Origin of the sequence: Runella sp. (assembly GCF_965279615.1) — a bacterium.
Classification (GTDB): Bacteria; Bacteroidota; Bacteroidia; order Cytophagales; family Spirosomataceae; genus Runella.
Genome location: NZ_OZ257252.1, coordinates 8,147,621 through 8,171,928, shown reverse-complemented (window position 1 = coordinate 8,171,928; position 24,308 = coordinate 8,147,621). Strand labels below are relative to the sequence as shown.

General features: G+C 45.9%; 19 protein-coding genes. 3 read left to right on the top strand and 16 right to left on the bottom strand.

Annotated features, from left to right (window positions below; all coding sequences use genetic code 11):
- Positions 1–264: 264 nt before the first annotated feature.
- A complete protein-coding gene (locus tag ACQY73_RS34690) occupies positions 265–1,506 on the bottom strand; it encodes a hypothetical protein (protein ID WP_428659649.1) in 1,242 nt (413 codons plus the stop codon).
- 321 nt (positions 1,507–1,827) lie between these two features.
- On the opposite strand from ACQY73_RS34690, the gene ACQY73_RS34685 reads away from it, so the two are divergent.
- The gene (locus ACQY73_RS34685) at positions 1,828–2,862 is read left to right on the top strand and encodes an oxidoreductase (RefSeq protein ID WP_428659646.1); all 1,035 of its coding nucleotides are present in this window, start codon (positions 1,828–1,830) and stop codon (positions 2,860–2,862) included.
- A 250-nt stretch (positions 2,863–3,112) separates the two neighbouring features.
- On the opposite strand, the gene ACQY73_RS34680 is transcribed toward ACQY73_RS34685, so the two are convergent.
- Complete coding sequence (locus ACQY73_RS34680) at positions 3,113–3,910, bottom strand: SDR family oxidoreductase (protein WP_428659643.1); 798 nt, start codon at positions 3,908–3,910, stop codon at positions 3,113–3,115.
- Between the two features lie 14 nt (positions 3,911–3,924).
- Here ACQY73_RS34680 and ACQY73_RS34675 point away from each other — a divergent pair, with 14 nt between their 5' ends.
- Complete coding sequence (locus ACQY73_RS34675) at positions 3,925–4,437, top strand: response regulator transcription factor (RefSeq protein ID WP_428659640.1); 513 nt, start codon at positions 3,925–3,927, stop codon at positions 4,435–4,437.
- A 130-nt stretch (positions 4,438–4,567) separates the two neighbouring features.
- Positions 4,568–5,089, top strand: a complete 522-nt coding sequence (locus tag ACQY73_RS34670; protein WP_428659637.1) for a DUF4199 domain-containing protein — start codon at positions 4,568–4,570, stop codon at positions 5,087–5,089.
- A 108-nt stretch (positions 5,090–5,197) separates the two neighbouring features.
- Here the strand turns inward: ACQY73_RS34670 and ACQY73_RS34665 are convergent, their stop codons facing one another.
- From ACQY73_RS34665 to ACQY73_RS34600, 14 genes are all read right to left on the bottom strand, one after another.
- Positions 5,198–5,488, bottom strand: coding sequence for a hypothetical protein (locus ACQY73_RS34665; protein ID WP_428659635.1), 291 nt, complete (start codon positions 5,486–5,488; stop codon positions 5,198–5,200).
- Between the two features lie 15 nt (positions 5,489–5,503).
- Positions 5,504–6,760, bottom strand: a complete 1,257-nt coding sequence (locus ACQY73_RS34660) for an alpha-hydroxy-acid oxidizing protein (RefSeq protein ID WP_428659633.1) — start codon at positions 6,758–6,760, stop codon at positions 5,504–5,506.
- Between the two features lie 92 nt (positions 6,761–6,852).
- On the bottom strand, positions 6,853–7,317 hold the full coding sequence (locus ACQY73_RS34655; RefSeq protein ID WP_428659630.1) for a DUF962 domain-containing protein: 465 nt from the start codon (positions 7,315–7,317) through the stop codon (positions 6,853–6,855).
- Between the two features lie 181 nt (positions 7,318–7,498).
- Positions 7,499–7,765: a hypothetical protein gene (locus ACQY73_RS34650; protein WP_428659627.1), complete on the bottom strand. Its 267-nt coding sequence runs from the start codon at positions 7,763–7,765 to the stop codon at positions 7,499–7,501.
- Positions 7,766–7,870: 105 nt separating this feature from the next.
- Entirely contained in the window at positions 7,871–8,329 is a 459-nt protein-coding gene (locus ACQY73_RS34645; protein WP_428659624.1) for an SMI1/KNR4 family protein, read from the bottom strand.
- A gap of 4 nt (positions 8,330–8,333) precedes the next feature.
- Positions 8,334–9,326, bottom strand: a complete 993-nt coding sequence (locus tag ACQY73_RS34640; protein ID WP_428659621.1) for an HNH endonuclease — start codon at positions 9,324–9,326, stop codon at positions 8,334–8,336.
- A gap of 126 nt (positions 9,327–9,452) precedes the next feature.
- Positions 9,453–9,926, bottom strand: coding sequence for a hypothetical protein (locus ACQY73_RS34635; protein ID WP_428659618.1), 474 nt, complete (start codon positions 9,924–9,926; stop codon positions 9,453–9,455).
- Positions 9,927–9,928: 2 nt separating this feature from the next.
- Complete coding sequence (locus ACQY73_RS34630) at positions 9,929–11,605, bottom strand: hypothetical protein (protein ID WP_428659615.1); 1,677 nt, start codon at positions 11,603–11,605, stop codon at positions 9,929–9,931.
- Between the two features lie 15 nt (positions 11,606–11,620).
- Positions 11,621–12,613 (bottom strand): Imm49 family immunity protein, encoded by a 993-nt coding sequence (locus ACQY73_RS34625; RefSeq protein ID WP_428659612.1) that lies wholly within the window; start codon positions 12,611–12,613, stop codon positions 11,621–11,623.
- A 2-nt stretch (positions 12,614–12,615) separates the two neighbouring features.
- Positions 12,616–13,605 (bottom strand): hypothetical protein, encoded by a 990-nt coding sequence (locus ACQY73_RS34620; protein ID WP_428659609.1) that lies wholly within the window; start codon positions 13,603–13,605, stop codon positions 12,616–12,618.
- A 60-nt stretch (positions 13,606–13,665) separates the two neighbouring features.
- Positions 13,666–14,652, bottom strand: coding sequence for an Imm49 family immunity protein (locus ACQY73_RS34615; protein WP_428659607.1), 987 nt, complete (start codon positions 14,650–14,652; stop codon positions 13,666–13,668).
- A gap of 15 nt (positions 14,653–14,667) precedes the next feature.
- Complete coding sequence (locus ACQY73_RS34610; protein ID WP_428659604.1) at positions 14,668–21,915, bottom strand: fibronectin type III domain-containing protein; 7,248 nt, start codon at positions 21,913–21,915, stop codon at positions 14,668–14,670.
- Positions 21,916–22,276: 361 nt separating this feature from the next.
- The gene (locus tag ACQY73_RS34605) at positions 22,277–23,491 is read right to left on the bottom strand and encodes a C1 family peptidase (protein WP_428659601.1); all 1,215 of its coding nucleotides are present in this window, start codon (positions 23,489–23,491) and stop codon (positions 22,277–22,279) included.
- A gap of 3 nt (positions 23,492–23,494) precedes the next feature.
- Positions 23,495–24,262: a class I SAM-dependent methyltransferase gene (locus ACQY73_RS34600; protein ID WP_428659598.1), complete on the bottom strand. Its 768-nt coding sequence runs from the start codon at positions 24,260–24,262 to the stop codon at positions 23,495–23,497.
- Between the last annotated feature and the right edge of the window lie 46 nt (positions 24,263–24,308).

The following is a 24,308-nucleotide window of genomic DNA, read 5'->3' as shown; positions in this document are numbered from 1 at the left end:
TAAATGTCAATGTTGTCGGTAACTTCCATTTCTTCTTTCCCGTTCTTTGCAAAGCAATCTTCACAAGCAATTCGGCAATTTTATCGGACAATTCAATCCTGAATCCAACTATCTTCGACTGCATTTTCCAATCTATAACAATCAAAATGATAAATCGTCTCACCGTTTGCGGTAAGAATTTACCTATGATCGAAAATAAGAAACTTTGGACCTTGTAAATCAAATACATAAGATTACACTGCTCAATTACTTGGCCTACTACAACTAAATAACGCCTTTCGTTTTCAACTCTTTGGTCAATTGCTCCATCAGCAGCCGATGTGCTTCAGGATTGGGGTGTCCATCGTGTTGAAGTTGGTATTTTTTGGAAGGAAACGGAAATAAATTTCGATAGTCTATTACGTTAATACCCCTCGCTTTCAGCAAGCCGATCATGGGAGAATCTTTTTTTACAGCATCAGGGTAAATGACGACATAAAATCGGTCGTTTTTAAACTGTTTTTTATACTCCTCCTGTGATTTTTTGATAAGATTCGCCGTCAGTTCGTAATCTTTGGGTCGATAGGCAAAAGGGAAATCCATCGCAAAATGTTGACGGACTTTACTTTTAAACACCATCATCCCAAAACGGTATTTGAGAGGATGCACAAAACGATACACCCCATCCGTCTGCATGGTCGACTCAACGACATCGGGAAAGTAACCGTCGTACATTCCTATCCAACCTGCCGAAGGAATAGCCCGATTGACGTGGTCTTCAATGTAAGTATAAACAGCAAAGCCCTGTTTTTGAGCAATTTGCTTCGTTAAGTCCTGATGCTGCAACCGTGCCAGCATGTGACGCGGCGAATACCCGAAAAAGCCGTAATTGTAAGCTTGGTACCCGACATTGTCTTTTTGAAAATAGTAGGGCATTGTTTCATTATCATTCACCGCATCGCCGTAAGTGAAAGAGCAACCGAAAAACAAAGCGTATTTGTCGCGTTTGGCCGTAGTACTGTCGGCAAAAGGAGTAATGCGCCGTGAAAGCGAATCGACGTGCATCACAATGTCGATCACGGGCTTCCCATTCATGGTTTTCACCCACTTAAAATTATGGCTTGGAATGGGTTTTCTTCCTAAAAATTCATCAAAAGCATAGCTTGAATCATACGCAGGGCCGGCGTACTGTGGTCCCGAAGTCGGTGACGATTTTTGGCCCGCATCATGAATCCAACCCACTACCGTTTCAACGCCATAGATCACAAAAAAGACACTTGCCAGCGAAAGCAAAATATTTTGCACCGTCGGTGGGCTTTGACGAATCCCTACATAAAGACTCACCAATCCTACGGCCCACGCAACGATCCGGAAGCCGATCAGCCGCAGATCATAATCAAACCAAATACCGTCACCGTTGCCTACAAAAAACTCAACGGCAATGACGGCAAGAATAAACAGGATAATAAAGGATATGAAGTAGCCGAGGCGGGCAAAAAGAGGAGTATTCTTCTGAAAAAATCGCATTCGATGAAAGCTGTTCTTAAATGGAGGGTCAAAGGTAAAACTTTTTGCCCAATTTACAGGAATTGCCATTGCACACACTGCCGCGTACTTCAGTAAAGTTATTCACGCAAAGGCGCGGAGACACAAAGATATAACAGTCAATCTCTTTGCCACTCTGCGGCTTTGCGTGATAGTTAAAATAAATACATAAGAAGTACTTATTATAAAAAAAGGCACAGCTTTATCAGTAGCTTTTTGACCAAAATCCCTTCGTTTTCGGGAAAGGTTTCGTTATTTGCAACTCTGATTTAAACCACCTTTCGTTACTAAAAACTTATTATTATGTCTACTCCTCTGCATGTTGGCCTAATTGGATTCGGGTTATCGGGCCGTTATTTTCACGCTCCTTTTTTGAAAGTTAATCCACATTTCAAGTTAACCAAAGTCGTAACGAGAAACAGCACTTCTGTTCATGAATTTGACCCTTCCATTGAGGTGATCGGTAGCGCAGAAGAATTATTGGCAGATGACTCCATCGACCTTGTGTTTGTCTGTACGCCCAACGACCTCCATTTCCCATACGCCAAAGCCGCTTTGGAAGCGGGCAAGCACGTGGTCATTGAAAAACCATTTACCAATACTACCGCCGAAGCCGAGGCGCTTATAGAGTTGGCCGAGCAAAAAAAATTGATCGTTTCGGCCTATCAAAACCGCCGTTGGGATGCCGATTTTCTGACCATAAAAAAACTACTTGACGAAGGGAGCTTGGGCGAAGTAGTTGAATTTGAGGGGCATTTTGACCGTTACCGCCCCGAAGTAGCTCAGGGAACATGGAAAGAAGTAGCTTCCGCGGGAGCCGGGACACTGTATAATTTGGGTTCTCACCTGATCGATCAGGCGTTGGCGCTGTTTGGGACTCCCCAAAAAGTAACCGCTACCGTTAAGATTATTCGCCCGGGCGGAGAAACAGACGATTATTTTGATGTCCGCCTGGATTATGCCGACAAAAGCGTTATTCTCAAAGCCAGTTTGGTGGTTTTTGAAAACAGCCTGCGGTACGTAATTCACGGCACCAAAGGGAGTTTCATTAAACATGGACTTGATATTCAGGAAGATACCTTACGCACAAACGCCCTGCCCAATACGGAACATTGGGGCGAAGAACCTGAAAATCAATGGGGAACGCTGTATACGGAAGCGGGGAAAAAGACGATTCCTTCTTTGCCGGGACATTATACTCCTTTTTATAATAACATCTACGAAGCCATTGCGGAAGGGAAAGAACTGATCGTAAAACCTCAGCAAGCCCGAAACACTACCCGTGTGATGGAGTTGGCCATTGAGAGCAGCCGATTGGGACAAACCTTGGCATTCTGAAAATAAGACTTGCCAAGATCGGACGTCGCCGTTTCGAAACTTGGCAAGTTTATTTATACTATCACTTCTATTTTGGACTTGATCGCCGGTAGTAAACCATTGGCGATCAAGTCCGTACTTCTAATTACAGGTTATCATTGATTACGTTACCCTTGCAGCAAGCGTTGCAAATCGATGATCTCAACAAGTGAACTTCATAAAAAAAGGCCTGCGCAGGCCTTTTGGATTTATTCTGTAAGAGCAATAACTATCAGCCATTATCCGAAAACTCCGGATAAAGCATCATGCCGCCATCCACGTAAAGGGTTTCTCCCGTCACGTAATCCGAATCATCAGAAGCCAGCCAAACGGCCACTTTGGCTACGTCTTCGGGTTGGCCGATGCGGCGATAGGGAATCAGATTCATCAGGTCTTTCATGTTTTTCTCCGACGACCAAACGCTTTTGTTGATAGGTGTCTGAATCGCGCCCGGACTGATAGCGTTGACGCGGATTTTCAGCGGAGCCAGCTCCTGTGCAATCGACTTCATAAACATCAAAACGCCTCCTTTTGAAGCAGCGTAATTAATGTGCCCCGCCCAAGGAATCATGTCGTGTACTGAACTCATGCAAATGATTTTGCCGATGGCGTGGGGGATGGCCTTGCCTTCGGCCTGCGCTACAAAGTGTCGGGCGGCTTCGCGGGCGCACAAAAATTGCCCCGTCAGGTTGGTATTGATGACGTTGTTCCATTGGTCGAGCGTCATTTTCAAAAAAGAAGAATCGTCCTGAATACCGCTGTTGGCGACTAAAATATCCACTTGTCCAAACGTTTCAACCGCTTTCTGAAACATTTTTAACACGTCCGATTCTTTGCCCACGTTGGCTTTGACCGCGATAGCATCGCCGCCTTCCGCTTTGATCTGTTTCACGACTTCCAGGGCTTTTGCCCGACTGCTGTTGTAATTGACAATGACATTGGCGCCTTCCTGTCCGAAGGCAATGGCAATGGCGCGACCGATTCCCGAACTTGAGCCGGTAACGATCGCGGTTTGATGGGCTAATTTCATACGAAAATGGGAAAGTGATTGAGTTGTTGGTCAATTTTAAAGAAATTTGGGCAAAAAGTCGTGCCATTGCGGCTATTTGTTTTCCCGACGGAATGAAAAGAATCTATATTTTTTACGGCATTGGATTAGGCGTTTTGTTAATTGTGCTTAAACTCATTGAATACCAGTTCTTAGTGCGGATGCACATTTTCGAAATCTACGGCGGGCTCATTGCCGCGCTGTTTATGGGCATCGGTATTTGGGCGGGACTCAAACTAACCAAAAAAGCGCCGCCACAGATCATCGTTCAGGCCCCGGCTTCATTCGACGAAAACAAGATCCGGGAATTAGGCATCAGCAAACGCGAACTGGAAGTATTGGAATTGATAACGCAGGGATTGACCAACCAGGAGATAGCGGATAAACTGTTTGTTTCACTCAATACCATCAAAACGCACTCTGCTCGTCTGTTTGAAAAACTGGAAGTGAACAGCCGCACTAAAGCCATCAACAAAGCCAAAGAATTGGGGCTTATGAGGGTAAACTAAAGGATGATTTAGGATTCTTCTGTAAAAATCACCCGAAAGTATGACCTCCTGAACCTTGCTTCTCTCCTACTTTTGTTCAGGTTTCAACAACGGCTCACGCCCTCCTTCACTTCTTTTAACTTTTATTTTTATGCAAAAAACAATTATCCGATTCGGCTTGATTTCGGGCCTTATTTCTTCCGTTTTGTTGGTTTTATTAACCTCAATAGGCAAGGCCATTGGGCTTCAAACCTTTGTTGAGTATGGCATTTGGTTTGGATTTACGTCCATCATTCTCTCCCTGACTCTGGTTTATTTTGGCATTAAATCCTACCGTGACCAACACAGCGAAGGCAAAATTACGTTTGGAAGAGCGTTTCAGATCGGCATTTCAGTGACGGTCATTTCCTGCGTTTGCTATTCACTTACGTGGCTTATTTTTTACTTTAATTTCTTTCCTACCTTCATGGAAGATTACGGAACCTATGAGCTTCAAAAAATGAAAGAGAGTGGCGAAAGTGCTGCCGCTATTGCCAAGCAAGCCGTCGAAATGCGCCAATTGAACGAGCACTACCAAAATCCATTTTACAATTTCGCGGTTACCTTCATGGAGCCTTTCCCGGTAGGTCTGCTCATGACATTTGTTTCGGCGTTAGCACTGAAGAAAAAGTAAATCGAAACTATCACACTGCCAAGTGCATTCCCTGTTACATTTTGCGGTTTTCGCAATCTTCGGTTGTGAGCAACCGAAGGCACCACCTGCATTTTTCAGTTTTACATTTTACGGTTTCCACAAACTTCGGTTGCTTACAACCGAAGACACAGCATACTTATCTCCTTTTACGTTTTTCAGTTTATCATTTTTCAGTTTATCATTTTTCAGTTTATCATTTTGCGGTTTATCATTTTGCGGTTTATCATTTTTCAGTTTATCATTTTGCGGTTTATCATTTTGCGGTTTATCATTTTTCAGTTTATCATTTTTCAGTTTATCATTTTGCGGTTTATCATTTTGCGGTTTATCATTTTGCGGTTTTCGCGATCTTCGGTTGTGAGCAACCGAAGGCACCACCTACGGAATTGCGGTTCAAACCATCATAACATTATCCGCCCCTATTTCTTTGATCGAACGACAGCCCGCAAGCGCCATTGTCAGGTCGAAATCAGCAAGGTAATTGGCAAGCACCTGTTGCACGCCCTCGGTCCCGCCTAACGTGAGACCATAGACATACGGTCGGCCCAAACACACCGCCGTAGCGCCCAACGCCAAGGCTTTAAAAATATCAGCGCCTCCGCGCACACCGCTGTCTATCAGCAACGGTATGCGGCCCTGAACCACATCGGCAATGCGGGGCAGCATATCCATCGTACCCACGGCACCGTCTACCTGACGGCCGCCGTGGTTGGAGATCACCAATCCGTTGATTCCATGATCCAAGGCTTTGAGCGCGTCGTCGGGATGGAGAATTCCTTTGAGCAAAATAGGCAATTTGGTTATTCCACGCAGGTACGTCAAGTTCTCCCACGTCAGCGAAGGGCGGGTATAAATATCAATAAATTTTTTGACGGCCTTGCGCGGATAACCCGATTTGGCATTCTCCGAAAAATTTCCCGGATAATGACGAATCATGCTCCACAAGGTGCGAATGGCCTCCAACGTGACCTTGGGTTTGGGCGCGGGATTTGGGTCAGGATCATCCAATAAGCGTCGAAATACGGGGTCTGAGGTGTATTGTGCAATGCCCAATCCGCGCAAAAAAGGCAAATATGCCAATTCCAGATCTTGGGTTCGCCAACCCAACAGTGTTGTATCCAATGTCACCACAATAGCCTGACAACCTGAGGCTTCAGCCCGTTGTACAAAACTCGCCACCAATTCATCCGACTTACTCCAATACAACTGAAACCACCTTGGTTGATTCTCCATTGCCGCACCACACACTTCCATCGGAACCGACGCCTGATTAGAGAAAATGTACGGAATTCCCGTGGCCGCCGCCGCTTTTGCCACGGCCATATCTGCCTCCGGATGCACCATTTCCAGTACGCCAACGGGCGAAAGCAACAACGGATAAGGATATTTTTTACCAAATAACTCAATACTCGTATCTCGCACAGACACATCGCGCAACATGCGAGGCACGATACGCCAACGCTCAAATGCCCGACGGTTTTGAAGCATCGTATCGCCGTGTCCTGCTCCGCCCACAATATACGCCGCCGCCTGCTTCGACATGGCTTTCAGGGCTTTTTCTTCCAACAAACGGGCATCGACAGGAATGGGAGATATGATTCCCGAAGCTCCTTCAAGGTATATTTTTTTCTGGCGTTCAAAGGCATTCATAAAGTATTGGTTCGAAGTTAATTTCAGGAACAAGATAATAAAAAAAGGTAACCGACCTATGCCGATTACCTCCTATTTGTCAGTATCAAAAATCAATAGGGAATGCCTGCTTTTTTGTAAATAAAATGCATCAACCAAGCCGGGCCGATCATCAGAAATTGCAGGTCTTTGAAAAATGACGGCTTTTTACCCTCTACTTTATGCCCCCAAAATTGCCCTATCCAGGCGATCACAAAAATACCCAATGAAACCTGCCACAACGTCCATCCTTGATTTTCAATTTGTTGTGCTAAAAAAAGACACAGTCCGGCGAAGAGAATCAATCCAATCGATAACGTAACTGACAAGCGTATATAATAGCCGGTTACCAGCGTCAATATCACCATTGCCAAATTAAGTTGTAGCGTATCCGTAACATAAACGGGCAGTTTTACGCTGTAAAGCAAGCCCACTACACTAAAAAAAATAGACGGTACACAGATCCAATGAACCAATTTGTTGGTCGGATTCTGATGGCTTTCTCCGTATTCGTTCAGCCAAGCATCAATGGTTCTCATGTTTTAAGAAGGTTTGGTTTGGTGAAGCGAAACTACAAATAAATCTTCTTATACAAAGACTTGGGCGGTGTTTTCGGCGATGTAAAACCATTTGGCCCCTTCCCGTACCGGATTCGTACCTTTATAAATTCCACATTATATTCATTTTTATTATTATCGTCCATAATTAGTAGCAGTAGTGTCAAGGGTAGTTTTTGTAAGCCCAATTAATTTGACTTGCCCAAGTGCTGTAATACGGCTCTGTTTTATTTTGAAAAACACTTGATATATTGGTACTCAAATCGTTCCCCAGTGTGCGGTTCTTTTGGAATCTTGTGCTGTTTTCGCCATACAGCAGCCATTTTTGTACTTCCGGGTTTTCGTCGTTTTGGATTGTCCAATCGGCTAAAATATCTTCCAAATCCAGCCGGTCTTCTTCTATAGGTTTTTTTTTGACGAAACCGCGCACATATTTATTATTTTTAGCAGTATTGACAAAATCAATAATTGATGCGGATAAGCAGGCACAAAAAAGCCTCACTCATAGAGCGAGGCTTATGTCGTCAACAAATATTCAATGCAGCTTTTCTAAAAACTCGGTAAAGCTATTGGCTATTAAGTACAAATTTTCCCATGTGATATTTCCTTCATCATCTTCATTCCACCATTCATGGTCATAAAAATAAACTTTGCCATAATTTTCGCCTTTCAAGCAAATACAAATTTGATTACCGCCTCCATCTTGCCCTATGGGGTAAATTTCTTCCGGCATATCCATTTTTATATTTGATTGCCAGACCTCATTTAATGTAAGGTGCTTGTAAATTGTTAAGTCATCATCTATTCCAAAAAATATTTCGCATGAGCTATTTTCTTTTTTATCCATTGTCTGAAATTTTTGCAGGACAGGAAATCCTCCATTATATTCATACAAAAATTTTTCATAATCTTCCGGAAAGATAACCCCCTGTTCTGTAGCAAATTCTTCAATCTTGCTGAGAGAAATTTGTTTTAACACGTTTTTTTTTATCATAAATTTAGTCTTCAATGTTAATATCATTTTTTAGGACACCAACGCCCCCAGTGTGTTTTACTGCACTATGTAAATCAAAAGGGACTAAAATCATCGTTTTAGTATCTTCTAAATGATGCCATGTAAGTTTATTTAATTGCCTATACGTTTCATCTATTCCCATAATAGCATCGGCTGCTGAAAAATCAGCCGTTCTATTTCCCGCAGTTTGCACTTCAACTTTTGCTAATTTTCCGTTTATGGTAAGGGTATAAGGCTCAAAACGAGCAAAACCAAATTCATCAAAATCTACTCCGTTGGGGTATTTGGCATGTAAAGCATCTAACCTTGCTTTGATAGATGTTGGTACATTACTATTGTATTTTGCCTGCAAAGGTGGATTGGTATTTACATCAAAGGAATACTTTTTGCCTGCATACATCTGCGAATTTATGGGAAAACGGCCACTTATTTTCCTAACTTTTGATAAATCTACCGTCCAATCCGCCAAAATATCACTTGCCCTTCTTAGAGCGTTTGGCACATCTGCAACAACGGCTAACAGAGCCGCTCCATTTAACGCTAAACTGCCCCCTACCTTACCCGTAGCGTGCCATGCGTAAATGCCCCCCTTGTCAAATTCTCCCGCATCATAATTTACTAATCCTTCTCCCAGTGTGATCGCTATCGTCCGAGCTTTATCCCATTCCATTTTTTGAGCAAAATTGGCTAAATCAGTAGCCGTTTTTGCAGGATCTGAGACTAGTTGGAGCCCCAAACCAACAAGTTGAGCCTTATCCGTAAGTTCTGCTGCGGCCCCATCCAGAGCTCCGCTTATCACCCCCGTACCGTCTCTGACAAAGAACTCCTTGTCAGGCTGCCATACCTCTTCGGGCACCTTGGCCTTACCCAACAGGCTGTTGTAGGTCGTGGCCAGGTTTTTGAGGATGTCCATCAGCTTCATGTTCTGATAAGTAATATCCCCCGCCGAACCGTAGTTTTTGGTGATGCCTTCCACAATCAGCGCACTTTCGGTGATCTTTACCCCGTTGCGGTCCCGGGCCTTTTGCAGGGCCGATTCCAGAGCCGTTTGCGCTGTCTGCCCACAGCAGAACCCTTAGCAAAAAACATAAAAAAGCCCCGATTATGTGGGGCTATATTCTTCAATTAATGCTTTTTTGAAATCTTCATAAATACCGAAGGCTTCTTTTAAAATTTCTTGTAAATCTTCGTAGTTACGAAATTTTGGCATTTTTAGATTCTCCTCTAAGTCAATACCTTCGGCATATTTTATTAGCTTGTATAGCCTCCCAAAAACGCTACCTGTCAGAAATTGGTCTGTCTTTATATCGGTAGCACCTGTAATCAATTCTGTGTTACTGTACTTCAAACATATATGGAAATAAAATTTTACTCCATGTTCTCGTTCTTCTACCTTAAAAAAGTTGTTGTTTTTTATATATTTAACAGTATATCCAAAGTCCTTTATTATTTTGAGAACAGCTTCATTCGTATATTGAAGCCTTTCTTCAAATTGAAACTTATTACTCAACGCTTCATACCTTTTTGTGAAGTTAATTTTTTTGTAGATTTGGTATTCTTTGCTATTCAATTCCATGTTTATTCTGGTCTAAAACGAATTTCGATGTTGTATTTACTACTTTTGGCCAAATCAATATACTCTTGAATTCGGATAAAATTTTGATTGCTTTCTGGAATTTCTAAAATTTGTTTACCTTCCAAAACTTTGCCTTTCAAATCATCTCCATATTTAGGGGCATTGATAGGCTCTCCTGCTGAGTATTTGACTTTCATTTCCTTTAGATAACTTTCAAATGTAGCCAGCTCTATTTCTTCGAGATTAGTTGCTTTTCTCGAAACTATTTCACCTGGTTTTCCATTCGTAGGAGGGGTGTATCCATCTACTCTTTTGCCATTTGCTAAGGTAACCTCATTAAAATCATACCAATCATTATCAATAGCTTTCTTATTAAAAGCATTACCCCTAGCCATGGGTGAATCTTTGAGCCAATAATCACGTTCTTGTTTCCAATCCAAACGTTCTCTTGGTACTTTGCCATCTGATGCTTTCCTACTAAGGTATTTTTGATAATCAGCCTCTAAAATCGCATCTACAAATCTACCAGTATTGTCCAAAAGGGCAGCAATGTCATCCAAACTTTTCTTTAACTGGTTGGGCGCATCTTTAACAATAGCAACTAAAGTAAGACCTCCTGTTACAACTGTTTTTGCTACCATTACCCCCACACGGCCTGTACCATATTTGGCATACTGTCCACCTTTTTCAAAATTTTCATATTGTACAGCATCTTTTGCTATGTCTGCACCTAACTTTTTGACCTTCTCCCAGTCCATCTGTTGGGCAAAAGTGCTGAGTTGATTATAAACTCCTTCGGGATCAGACACCAATGACAAGCCTAATCCGACCAATTCAGGGATTTCTTTAGCTTCCTCCAAGCCCTGATCTAATGCCCCCGAAACCACTCCGGTACCGTCTCTGACAAAAAACTCCTTCCCCGGCAGCCATACCTCTTCGGGCACTTTGGCTTTGTCCAACAGGCTGTTATAAGTGGTGGCCAGATTTTTCAGCATATCCATCAGGTTCATGTCCTGATAAATGATTTCCCCCGCCGAACCGTAGGGTTTGGTAATGCCTTCCACAATCAGCGTACTTTCGGTGATCTTCCCGTTTTTGGCCCGGGCTTTGGTCAATGCGTTGTCTAATGCCTTCTGTGCCTCTTTCCCGCAAGTGGCACATTTAGAGAACGTTTTCCATTGTCCTTTTACGGTGATGTCACCGTTTTGCTCGGTCAGGTAAAATGTACTGCCCTGAATGACCACCGTTTTGTGTTTGATGCCCTGTGCGTCGGTCGTCCACGAACCCACGTAATCCGGCACTTCACAGGCGCGGTAGTAAGTTACCTTCACGGCACCCGGGGGATTGATAATACCGATGATGGCCCCCTTGCCCGTGTCCTTAAATTCATATTGTCCCTCTACCACCTGATACCCGCACTGCCCGTTGACTTCCGCGTAATTCAGGTAGTATACATTTTGCAGGCCCGCTAACACCAATTTGGGGACAGGATAATAAATCGGTGCGGCCGAAGTGCTCCCCATTAAGCGATAACCACTGAAGATATGCTGATCCTCTGTTATGTCTGCGTAGTAAAGCCGCCCGTCCGGGAATTTAAAACCCTGCATTGTGCCGTTGGGGTACAGGCTGCGGTCTTTAAAAAAGACCAGTTCCGCCCCTGCGGGGAAAAGCGGAAGCAATTAAAAAAGCCCCGACTAAGCGGGGCTGTCTCCTTTCACTAAGAGTTCAAAATCTTCAAATCTACCCTCTATCATCCATTTGGGTATGTAATCGGATTCGATAGTTTCTAATTTCATGCCTCGCTCGTAGGCAAAGGCACAGGCAGCGGCGATTTCTAAGGCTAAGTAGCCCTGTGGGTAGGTACTATGATCAAATTCTCTGCCTGGCTCATCGGGGTATGTATATACGGGCTTCGTAAAATACTCCTTCCATTTGACCAACGCTTCATAAACGGCTTTTTCATAACCTGCTTGGTCTTTGTGTAAGATATAATGGTAAATCTCCAAAACCGGTAATAAACAAGATGCTGTTGTTGGTTTTCTCATGTCAAAAACAGTTTTCCAAATAGGTAAAGAGTTGTAGCCCTCTACTTTGATGTATTTTTTGTACTCTTCCCAATCTAAAAAACTATTGATATGGTAGTGGGTGACAGCGGCAGTATCTTTATCAGCTTCACCTTTGATGAGGGTTTGGTAAAAATACATCATGGTTTCGCCAATGATATCTTCTTGGTTTTGTTGCTCGGTAAGTGTTACAGGTATATTGGCATAGAAATCTAAGAAGGGTTGATTCCGTAAAATACGAGCCGCTGCAATACCCGCAATGACATGGCCTGTACCTATCTCACTATTTTTAAACTCGCCAATGGTTTCTATTTGCCTATCTGCAATCGCAAACTGTACAGGTTTACCGACATTAAAGCGAATCAAAAAATTGGCATAGTTTAATTGGGAGTAATAACAAAGTAGGTTAAAAGTATCATTGTCATTAGAATAATGATTTGAATAGCCTAAAGAAACTATAGTCTCATGTAAAAAGCCTCCCAAATTGAAATTGGAGTTAAAATTACTTCTAATATATTGAATTTCTTCAATACCCTTTTTTACTCTTCTTCGCCTTCGATCTAAAAGCTCAGTAGTTTTAGATGTTTCCCAAGTTGCGGGTTGGTGAATATTCTTAATATTCATGTTTAAAAAATTGTTGATAATCTCGCTTCTTTCAAATTGCCAGTAACATCGTCAAATGGTTGACGTAAAATAAATGATTTGGCTTTATTTTCGTTGATTGCTCGTGTTAATTTATCCAACAAATCAATCTGATTTGTGGTTAGAACATCTTCGTCTAGCCTCAAATCCTCAATAATGCTCTGAATATACTCTTTTGTACCTTGTTCGTTATTGGTATTATTAGAGCCTCTTCTTCTGCCGCCAATCTCACTGGTGCCACCTTTACACTCTACAATTGCCCACTCAGTGATGTTACCATTGGCATCTTTTTTGGCAAAGATACGGTCAAATTTACCGGATTGCCCTGCCCCCGGCAAGGCATCGGCCAATAATTCATCCACCCGCTGAAAGCCCCCTTTTATAAAATGTGCATCGGCCCCTGTTTCCGCTATTTGCTCGCTAAAACGACCTATTTCGGTAATCTTAGCTTGGCGAGCCGTTTTGTAGTTTTCGCCCGTGGTTTTCAAATCAGCAATCGATTGTCTGGCCTGCTTTCGCAGTTCTACAAAATTGGTAATGCTGCTGTTGATAATCGAGCCGATATTTGTAAAAGGCAAAGGCTTGGGCAAAGTTGTGTTATAAAAAACACCTTTTTCAAGCATTTTCTTCGCTTTGTCTATTTCTCCATTTTTCAATGCCAATTCTAAATCGGTTACAAACGTCTCTTTACTGTCTGACTTGGCAATACCTGCTTTTACATCGGCCATAGTGATACTGCCATCCGAAGGCAAGTTGGCTTTGATGTTAGTTAATGCTGTTAGATTATCGGCATTGCGGCGCAAAATTTTATTTTCGTCAAGTGCTTTAGACGCATCCAAATCAAACTCTCCCTCGTCAAAACGTTTCAAAATGCTTTCATCCACCGTCTCGAAGTCATATCTAAAACGGTCTTTATCGGCTTGGGTCCAGCCCAGATTATCCATTTTATCTCTCAGCCTGTTCCATAAAGCCAAGAAATCAGGGGGGGGGGCAGTTTGGAAGGACACAAAAAAGCCCCGACTATACGGGGCTGCCTAAGCGGGGCTGTCTCCTTTGACCAATAACTCAAAATCTTCAAACCTGCCTTCGATCATCCAATCGCAGAGATAATCACTTTGTAGGTTTTTGAGTTTTAGACCTCTGTCATAAGCAAAGGCACAAGCAGCAATGACGGGAATACACCAATATCCTTCCGGTTCGAAACTTCGATCAAATTCTTCGCCTTGTTCTACGTATTTCTTGGTGTAATACTGCTGCCAGAGTTGAAGTGCCTCATAAACAGCTTCTTCAAATTCCGGCTGCTTGTTGTCTAAAATAAAGAAATAAACTCTAAGTAGGGGTAAATATAAAAACTCGACTTTTTCCTGACGATGCCCAAACAAATACCGCCACATACTGTCGTTGAGAAAAGGGGTATACCGCACATATTTTTTGTATTCTTCCCATTGAGAATGCCCCTGTATCTGCTGAAAAGTAGTCGCAGCGGCCGATACATCTGCCGAATTTTGGGCCAACATCTTAAAGAAAATCAGCATGATCTCGGCGATGATGTCGTCGTGTTGGGCTTTTTCGGTAAACTCAAAAGGAATAGTAGGGTAGAACGTTAACGCCTCTTTATCACGTAAGATGAGGGCAAGCTCAATACCTCTGACCACATTCATAGCTCCTGTTTCGTTGTCATTGGGCGAGAATTTACCGATGGTTTCAATGGTTTTATCAGCTATTTGTAACTTGACAGGCTGACCATCGGCAAGACTGTATTGAAAAAAGGCTTTGCTCAGCTGATTGCAGTAGTATAGATAGTTGTAGGTGTAATTGTTAAATGAATAAACAGTTTCGCCTAAAGTCCTTTTTATGATATTGGTAGTATAGCTTATACTATGTTTATCAAATTGTAAGGCTAATTTACTTATCCATTCCAAATAGTGTTTTTCCACGCCTTCTTTGTAATAAGATAAAGCATTTTGAATATTAGGGTCTGTTTCCCAATCAGAACGCCTATGTCTATTAATTACTTTCATTGATTTTTATGAAGATTAAAGGTTAAATTCTGTTATTTCAGTATTTCCCAGTGTTCCATCATCTGTAAAGGGTTGTTTTAAGCGATACGAACGTACACTACTTGTATTTAGGGCAGATTGCAAGTCTCTTAGATTTGCCCTCTGTGTATCGTTTAACTTTGTTATATTCGCGTTCAAATTAGCAATCACACTCTCAATATAGGGTTTGGTACATTGCTGATGTCCTTGGCGAGATCCCAATTCTGCGGCACCTCCTTTACATTCCACTACGTGCCATGTTACTGCACCTGTTTGTGGGTCGGTGGTCTTGTAAACACGGTCAAATTGCCCCTGTTTCGCCGTTGTATTAGGCAAAGATAAATCGATCTCGTTAGCTTTTCCAAAGTGAATATCGGCCATCAATTCGGCAGATTTCTCGCTGGCATCCCGCATGGCTTTCATCTGTGCTTTATAATCTGCGTCATAAGTCGGCGATTTTACATCCAAATTCTGAGAGGCTTGCCGAGCCGTTTGCCGAGTCGTTACTTGATCTAATACCGCACTATTCGGGCTGCCCTTGAAGGGTACATCTGCTTTTTTAACCGCCACGGTCAATAATCCTCGTTTTTTTAACAAATCTCGCAGTTCATCCACATTGATGGCATCAAACTTGGCTAATTCGGCCAATATATCCTGTTTGTTAGAACTATTAATGATTAGCCCTTTGATGTCATCCATCGATAAGTCGCTTGGCAAAATAGACTTTAAACGGGTCAATGTTTGCAGATTTCCTAAGATACGCCGTAGGTTTTTATTTTCGTCCAGTGCCTTAGAAGCATTAAGGTCTAAATCACCTCCCTCGTCAAAACGTTTCAAAATGCTTTCATCCACCGTCTCGAAGTCATACCTAAAACGGTCTTTATCGGCTTGTGTCCAACTCAGATTATCCATTTTATCTCTCAGCCTATTCCATAAAGCCAAAAAATCAGGGGCTTTTTTGACTATGGCCGCAAACTTGAGCGCCGCGCCACCTGCTGCCAGTTTGACAATGGACACTCCCAAACGACCCGTACCATACAGTTTGTACTCGTTTTTTGGGTTAGTCAAATAATCATACTGTACTGTACTTTTGACCGCTTCTTTGGCAAAGTCTTTGGCTTTTTGCCAACTCATTTGCTGCGCAAACGTGCTGAGTTGGTCATAGGCCCCCTGCGGATCGGAGGCTACTTTCAAGCCCAGACCTACCAATTCGGGGAGGTCTCTTGCCTCCTCAATCGCTTGGTCCACTGCCCCTGAAATCACCCGCGTTTTATCCTGCACAAAGAAATTCTTATCCTCGGCGGGCAGATCTTCCTGTGCTTTCCAAACTGCCTCAGGCACCTTGGCCTTATCCACAAGACTGTTGTAGGTCGTGGCCAGATTTTTCAGGATGTCCATCAGTTTCATCTCTGAATAGGAAATCACTCCCGCATCCCCATACGATTGGTCTTGTTGGGTCACAATCAGCGTACTTTCGGTGATTTTTCCGTTGGTGGCACGGGCTTTCTTTAGGGCATTGTCCAACGCCCCTTGAGCCTCTTTCCCGCAGGTGGCACATTTAGAGAACGTTTTCCATCTTCCTGTGACGGTGATGTCCCCGTTTTGCTCAGTCAGGTAAAATGTACTGCCCTGAATGACCACCGTTTTGTGTTTGATGCCCTGTGCGTCGGTCGTCCACGAACCCACATAATCCGGCACTTCACAGGCGCGGTAGTAAGTTACCTTCACGACACCGGCGGGATTGATCAATTCCATGATCTTGCCTTCCTCCACGGCTTTGAATTCATACTCACTCTCCACCACCTGGTAACCGCACTGCCCGTTGGCTTCCACATAATTCAACTTGTACACTTTTTGCGGCCCCGTTAACGACAACTTCGGGACAGGATAATACTTCGGCGGCCTCGAAGCGTCTCCCATCAGGCGATAGCCACTGAAGGTGTTCCGTCCCTCCACTATGTCTGCGTAGTACAGCCGTCCGTCCGGCAATTTAAACCCCTGCAAGGTGCCGTTGGGATACGGGCTGCGATCTTTAAAAAAGACCAACTCCGCCCCTGCGGGCAGTAGCAGCGGCCCGCCGGAGGAGGTAAGGTAATAATACCCGTTCGGGGCGGCGTTTTTTTGATCGGGATCATCCACGGTCGGCGCGGCCGGCAGCAAGGCCGCGACCGCTTCCCCGGCCAGTGCATCAGCATTGCCGAGGATCTCGTTGAGGGCATCCGTGTTTTCATCGCCGGTCAGGGCGTTGGTGAGCGCCTCAATGACCTCGCTGCATTTGCCCGCCGCCAGATCGGCCGCCATTTGCGGCGTCACGGGGGCCAAGTCAAATCCCTGTGATTGCAGGGTTTGGCGTACGGCCTCCAGTTTGGCATTATCGTCGACGGGCAACAGGCTGATCTTATTGCACAACAGGCTGGACAGCAGGCGTTGCGCGGCTTCCCGTTTGGAAGACACACAGGGTGCCTGCGCGGTAGTGGACTGTGTAGTTTCACCGACGCCCTCACGTCCGTTGGCTCCGCCCCCCCCTGCCTGTCCCGTCGTGGGTTGCAGGGTCAACTGAGTTTCGCAATAACTCCCGTTGGCGAACGTACACCGCCCGTAATACGTCACGGTTTGGGTGGGTTTGGGCACCCTGACGTGCCGAACGGGAGAATCCGAGCGGCGGTCGATCCGGCCGTTGAAACCCGGGGCGGTAAACCATTCCAGGGTAGAGGCCGGATCGGCATTGCAGACCTTATCCACCAGACCCAATTCCTGCGTCGGGTATTGGGTGGTGAGGGGAACGCTGTTGACGGTCAGAAACGAGATCACGCCCAGATCGACCGTGGTGTTCCGCATGAGGGCGTCCACCGATTCACGGGTGCCGGTGTTCAGATACCCCGTCGTGCGCACCGTCCCGTTGCGGTAGTTTCCGCAGTCCCGTTGGCTCTGTGCGGCTTTAGGATCAGTGGAGTACTGCACATAATAAGCATTGGAGGAGCTCTTGTTATTGCTGACGGTGATGTAAACATACCGGTCACAATTGCCGACACCGTTGATAAAATTGGTGATCTTCACCAAAAAGGAGCCTTCCCTGACATAATCGGCTTTTTTAATGATGACCGTGGCCTTGGTTTTATCGGAGGCATCGACCGTCAGGTCATAGCCGGCGGTCAGGGGATTATTCCCCTCTTGGATAAACACCTGTACATAATCACCTTTGCCGAACAGGTCAATGCGAATCGGGTCGCTCAAGTCCGGCAGAAATGTATCAAAGGTGTGATAATTAGCCGTACGAATGGCAAAATCACAGGGATTTTTCGGCAGCGCCGGGGCCTGTTTGGTCACACTGACGATAGTGCTTTTGGGCGCATCGGGGAACAGCGAACAGGTGGCCGTATAGGTAAATTGTTTATTGACGTCGGCATTGGTGTAATTAACGGTGAGTGCACCGGTCGTATTGGCCGTCATGACCGTCCCTTTGGCATCCTTCCACGTCACCGTTCCGGCATTGACCCCGTTGCTGCACCCGCCGGCGGTCATGGTGAGCGCCTTGGACGATTGATCGGCAGGAATCTGAACGGCGTAGTTCGGAGACAACTGAAAGAGCAGGCAGGGTAACAGTTCTATTCGTTGGTTCGAGGGTTGATAGGTAAACGAACTTTTACAGCCCTCGTCGGTATGGATGGAGAACACCCGGGTTGCCTGTGGCTTGGGAATCGTGCGCAGTTTATCGCTCACGGGCGCATCATCCCACTGAAAAGAGAGCGAGGTGGTTACTTTCAGCGTGATCGTGTTATAGGTTTCCGTCGTCAAGGTGAGATCAAACTCCCCCGGCTGGTTACAGACCGTACTCTTTGGCGGAGCTTCTATATACCCTGTCGTGGCCTTACACCCGGTAGCAAGACAGGTTGGGTTGACGGTGAAGCCCTTTGTAACGGAGGAATAAATAACGGTAGTGGGGTCACGATATTCGGTACGAATGCCCCCGTTTCCCCCGTCAATGGCCCCCCAATTGACGGTACCCTCACATCCAACCGCCTGTACAATGATGGTACGGTCTGATTTGTTCAACGCACTTCGGCCGGTGACGGCCAATTGAAAATGACAGCTTACTTTTACGCTTCCGACGTCAACGGTGCATTGTTGGCCGGTTTGGTCTACACAGGAAAGCGTGTACGTTTGAGTAGCATTCGGGGTGAGAAAAAGGGAACTTTCCCGGCCCACAATTTGCCCGGCAGGGTAGCCGTCTTTCCACTGAATATCCCCGCTGCATCCCGAACTCCGCAGCAGCACGGATTGCCCCGGCTCAATCTGCGGCGCGGAAACGCTTGCCGTTACTCCTTTGCACTGACGGTCTACCACGATCTGCACAGACTCCGAGCAGGTCTCCGAGCGGCCGTCGATGGTCAGGGTGCAAAAGGATTGGTAAGTGGTGGTTTGCAGAGGGGTGTGGGTAATGGTACTGCCGGTGTAGACGTTGGAGGGGTTATCGCCGATCTGCCAACGGACACTGCCGGTGGGGCAGGTTTCGACCTTCAGCGTCACGAGTGTACCTTCCACAACCCGTAAGGGCACCGAACTGATGGCAGCCCGGCAAACGGTTCCCAGCTGAAAATCGCCGTCGGCCGCCGTGCTGCTGCGTTGTTCACTGCCGAAGGCGACGATGGAATAGGGATATACCTGATTCCCGGGCAAGCCGGCAATGACGGCAGAATTGGTGGTGGGGTACAGCGTGCGCAACTCTCCGTCAGTATCTTTATAGGTCAGTTTAAAACTCTGATGCAGGCTGTTTTTCTTCCAGGTGATTTTGACACTGCCATCGGTCTGTACGGTGGAAATGACATTCTCCGGTGGCGGTAAGAGGTTGTCAGGGGTGGAAAAAGTGCCTGTGCCATAGGTATCCGCCACTTCACCCGTTTCACTGTAACCCACAATTTTGTAGGTGTATTTCCGTCCCGGTTTGAGGGTTGTAAGGGTCAATTGCGGGCTCGTGACCGTTTGGGTGAGTTCTCCCTCGCCTTCGGCGGCGTAGATAACGGTGTACTTGGCAAACGCCTTATCGCCTGTCCAACCGATTTTCGCCGATTGAGCCTCAATGCCGCTGATGCTAACGTTGGTAATGCGTCCAGTGGGCGTTTCGGCCGGCGGTTCTATCGGCGAAGCGGTCAGTTGTTTGAGGCGGTCAAAAAGGGCTTGATACTTGGCCTTCAGGTCGGCGATGACGGGCACATCCCGCCCCTTGTTGATGGTAGCCTGATGGGCGGTCAATTCGTCGGTCAGTGCCTTGAGGTCTTTCAACAGGGTGGTGACGGTTTCATCGTCCGTGCCCAAGGCATTGAGCTGCGTTTTCAACGCACCGCTTCCCTGCAAAATCGCGGCCGTATACTGCATTATCTGCTGTACCTGCTCAGGGGTTACGGATTGACCTGCCTGTTTTGCCTCGGTAATTTCTTTGGCCACCCCGTTATAGGATTGAAGTGCCTGCTGTAGGGTACCGGCAAAAGCGGCGGGATTGCTTTTTCGGAGCACGGCCTGAATCAGGGACTGCCGCTGCTCCATCAACTCCTCGGCCGAAACGTTGTTTTTGGACTGCACATAACCGCCTGCGTCAATGGCGTATACACAGCCGCCGTGGGTGCCTTCTTCGCCTTTTTTGGCTCGTACGCCTTTGAACTCCATGGGCATCATGGCATTGCCCAGAAACGGCAACCGTACCAATCCTTCGCCCGAAAACCCCGGCCCTTCCCCTATCTTGGTGACAATGAGGGCAAAGTCATAGATGCCCAACACATCGCCGACACTCAGCGAAGTCAGTTCTTCACCCGTAGGCAGGGGAATTATGGGATGTGTCGGCTGACAATCAACAAACGAACCCGCCCGCAGGGCACAATCGGGAATCTTTAACTTCGTTGTCAAGGGAACATTGGTGGAAACCCCTGATGAGGTACCGGAGGTCGGGGCAAATGCGTTTGGGGCGCCCGGTGGCGTCGACGCCTGCACGGGAAAGTTCACATACAGCTCCTGTAATATCGTCACGGGCACAGCCACCATGTCAAGGGTCTGCACGTTGATGAGTTCGGGTTGCAGCAATTCCCCGGGCCACTCGGGAGCGGTTTCGGGAGCCTGCGCTGAAATGTTCCATTCCTGCTCCTCGCTCGGCGCACTCGGCAGCAGTCCGTCGCAGTCGCTGCGCAGGCGAAATAAATACGTGGTTTTATTCTCCAGTCCCGCCACCATATACGTCGTGCCGTAGACCTTCACCGAGGTCCATTCCGTGGCCGTTTCGGCTTTGTACTCCACCACATAGGCCTGAGCCTGCGGCCGGGCTTCCCAAAGCAGGCGTACCCGGTCGGAAGACACGCTTTGCAGCGTAAACGACGAAGGCGGCAGACACGCCTGCCCATAACGAAACCATTGCACCTGACTGTAGCCTTGGTTGGCAAAATTCGTCAATTGATTATTGAGGTCAATAGCCTGTACCTGCACGGCGTAGCGTTGCCCCGCTTCGAGGGGCTGAAACCACCCCGTCATGTCCCCCGTCAAGGAGGTGCCGGGATCGGTTTTGTCCAGCACAGGCGTAACGCAGGTAAGCATCGTTTGCTCATTAGGTTCCTCATTATCCGGTACACGGCACACTTTCAGGCGGTAGACCACCTGCGATTGCGGGGTGGCAAAGTGGCGCGGCGTCCACTGAAACAGCACTTTCTGTAACGCGTTGGCGGGGACGGAGCTGCCGTTGGCCGGCAGATTCAACATAGGCGGCTGAGGCGAGGAGAGTACTAAAAATGTTTGGGCGGTGTTGGAGACGACCTGCCCCGTGGAAGCCTCGAAGGCCTGCACCGAGAAGGTGTAGAAGCCTTCGGGCAGGGAGGCATTGTAGGCTTCCTGCAGGTCGAGGCCTTCGGTTTGCAGGACGGAAGGCGCAAAGTAGTGAGCGGCCAGATCGGTGCCGTTGAGGCGGGCGGGTAGGCCGGGCGTGAGGGAAAAGAAAGCCGGTGGCAGGTAGCCTTCGCGGGTGGCGATGCGGATGCCGGGTCCTTCGAGTTGCCAGCGCAGGTAAACGGAAACGGAAGGTTTGGTGAGGTCTTTGAGTTGGAGCAGGATAAAAAGTCGTTTGTCGGAGGTGAACCACTCGGAGAGACGTTGAGAGGAGGGGCCGCCAAAATACACCGTGGTTTGGACGGGATAGTTGTCGGTCGTTTGGGCAAAGGAATTCAGGCAGAACAGCCCCGAGAGGGCCAAAAGAAACACGAGAGAACGCATACAGCGGAGGTTAAATACGCATCCTGTAAGACGTTGAAGGAGCGAGTCGGTCACGCCGCTGAAAAAAAACTCAGCTGGCAATGACCGCTGACTTTCGCCTTACTCTGCGTATTTTCCTCGATGAATGTAGAGCTACATTCCTGCTAAAGACGTTGGCGGCCGATAAAAGCCACCTGCTAATTGTTTTTCGGCTAGCGCCCTTTTAATTCTGTAAAAATATTCCAGTCAAATGTATTCAAATAATGGCTGTATGAAATTATTCGGAAGCCATATGTTGGGAAAAAGAACTTATGGATTAGGACTTCCGGTAAACTCATAAAGAGCCCAAATAACGTATCGTATTTTCAAAACATAACTCTTCTCATTCTTCCGCGCCGACAAGGGTATAATCATAACTGCCGTCGATGGCATACTCTTCGCAAAGTGCTTCCAAATCAGCGAGGAAATCTTCGTATACATCGGTGAGGAGTTCAAAACCGGTGATTTCCAAATAATCCACGCCATCTTCCTCGACGGTTTCGTAGTCGAAATAATACTCGTCTTCTTCGTTTACGTATTCTTGGCAAAGCGCTTCCAGTTGAACGGCAAAATCCTCAGGGTCTTCGACTTGAATGTAAAAGTCAGTCAAATAGGTGCGGTCTTCATCGTAGAAATTGGACTCTTCGCTGTCGTCTGAAATATCATCGCTGAAATCAAGATTTTCCACGGACTTAACGATCCACGAATCGTGGCCGTTATAGTCTTCATGCATGACATAATCGTATGGAATGTAGCAATAACCGCCATCGCCCCATTTTTCTCCCCACGAATTGCGTACGATAAACATACGATCCGGGTCAGAATAGCCCACACAAAGCATAGCGTGCCAACCGTGCGTTTTCCGAACATTATCGGAAGGTTTTGGCATCAATACGCGGCCTTTATTACGATTGGCGCTGTCGAACGATTCAAAAGTATTAAGTGCAAACGCAATCGGATGACCTTCCGCTAATGTTTGACGCCATAGTTTCAAATCAGTTTTGATGAATTCGGCTTCGACAATGCGAAAATTAGCGCCGTGGTTGTACGAATCTTCGTCCGGCTCTTCCGTGATCCTGTTCTTTTCATTGGGCCAATGGTTTTCGGAACAGGCACCGTATTCTTTAAGCCCCTCAATGGCATTATACATCATAGAACCGTTATCATGCTCCTGTTCTCCTGCGAAATAGCGCGCGTTGTAATAAATAAACAATCGGCTTACATCTGAGGACTCACCAAGCGTACGCTTGGCCAAATATTCGTAAGCACCCGCAAAAGAATTGGCCACGCAGCTATTGCCGACCTGCATTTCTACAGAAGTCATAAACTTACGCAGATCAACTTTTTGGGGAAGCTCAAGACTTTTCTTGGTTTTTTTGTGGGTTACGTCGTCCGGTATTTTGCCAATACGGTAACCACCAATACGTTGAGACATCGAATCAGGAAGGTTAAGGGTTAGGTTGTCAGGTTTTTCAAGTTGCGAATAAAATAAAAAGAGCTGACTCTTACGAATCAGCTCCGAAGTACGCAACAAAAATGCATATTGACTACGATCCAAAAATTATACCTGAAGCATTACAATACTGGTACCGCCTATGTGGCGAATCGTTTTAAATTCGGGTTTGTTTTTATAAAACTCATTTAATCCGTCCCGCACGCCGGTCCAATTGGTATAATCATGCCACAAAATAATCCCTCCTTTTTTTACCAGTTTCAGTGCACGGTCTGTATCACTCAGTACATATTCATACGCATGTGAACCATCGACAAACATCAGATCAATGAAGTTGTAATAAGGAGAAAAATCGAAAGTTGCGGAGTCTCCATACAATTGATTGATGTTCTTTTTTGCAGGGTGATCCAGAAAACGGCCACCCGACTGCTTTTTCCTGACATACGCTTCTTCTCCCTTATCAATTTTCATTTTGGTATTCGCCAATTCTTCGGCCGGCAGATCTAAGGTAAGAATGCGTGCATCAGGGGCATTAAGGGCCATATTGAGTGTTGTACGACCTTCAAAAGTTCCGATCTCAAAAATATGCTTGGGTTGGTATTTCTGTACAATTTGGCAAATAACTTTCAGCTCAAATTCGGTAATATGCCCAAATCCACACTCATTTACACCTTCATAAGCAGCTTTATCGTTATCATTTATCTCCAGTACATCGGTTTTTGGAATGATATAAGGATCTTCGGGAAAACGTTCGGGAGCATATAAATTGTAAATATAATTTAAACGTGCCCGTTCATCCGGATTAAAAATGCCGACGCTCAATGTATAAGCCAAACGACGAAATGTCCCAATGTAAAGTTTAATAAAATCAAGCATAACAGGCTAAAGATATGATGAGGTAATTTTCCCTTTTAAGAATTAT

Bases quoted from the DNA above. Each gene is read 5' to 3' on its own strand.
- ACQY73_RS34655 (WP_428659630.1), bottom strand. From the start codon at position 7,317: ATGAGAACCATTGATGCTTGGCTGAACGAATACGGAGAAAGCCATCAG.
- ACQY73_RS34660 (WP_428659633.1), bottom strand. From the start codon at position 6,760: ATGAATGCCTTTGAACGCCAGAAAAAAATATACCTTGAAGGAGCTTCG.
- ACQY73_RS34625 (WP_428659612.1), bottom strand. From the start codon at position 12,613: ATGAATATTAAGAATATTCACCAACCCGCAACTTGGGAAACATCTAAA.
- ACQY73_RS34680 (WP_428659643.1), bottom strand. From the start codon at position 3,910: ATGAAATTAGCCCATCAAACCGCGATCGTTACCGGCTCAAGTTCGGGA.
- ACQY73_RS34610 (WP_428659604.1), bottom strand. From the start codon at position 21,915: ATGCGTTCTCTCGTGTTTCTTTTGGCCCTCTCGGGGCTGTTCTGCCTG.
- ACQY73_RS34670 (WP_428659637.1), top strand. From the start codon at position 4,568: ATGCAAAAAACAATTATCCGATTCGGCTTGATTTCGGGCCTTATTTCT.
- ACQY73_RS34645 (WP_428659624.1), bottom strand. From the start codon at position 8,329: ATGATAAAAAAAAACGTGTTAAAACAAATTTCTCTCAGCAAGATTGAA.
- ACQY73_RS34600 (WP_428659598.1), bottom strand. From the start codon at position 24,262: ATGCTTGATTTTATTAAACTTTACATTGGGACATTTCGTCGTTTGGCT.
- ACQY73_RS34615 (WP_428659607.1), bottom strand. From the start codon at position 14,652: ATGAAAGTAATTAATAGACATAGGCGTTCTGATTGGGAAACAGACCCT.
- ACQY73_RS34685 (WP_428659646.1), top strand. From the start codon at position 1,828: ATGTCTACTCCTCTGCATGTTGGCCTAATTGGATTCGGGTTATCGGGC.
- ACQY73_RS34635 (WP_428659618.1), bottom strand. From the start codon at position 9,926: ATGGAATTGAATAGCAAAGAATACCAAATCTACAAAAAAATTAACTTC.
- ACQY73_RS34690 (WP_428659649.1), bottom strand. From the start codon at position 1,506: ATGCGATTTTTTCAGAAGAATACTCCTCTTTTTGCCCGCCTCGGCTAC.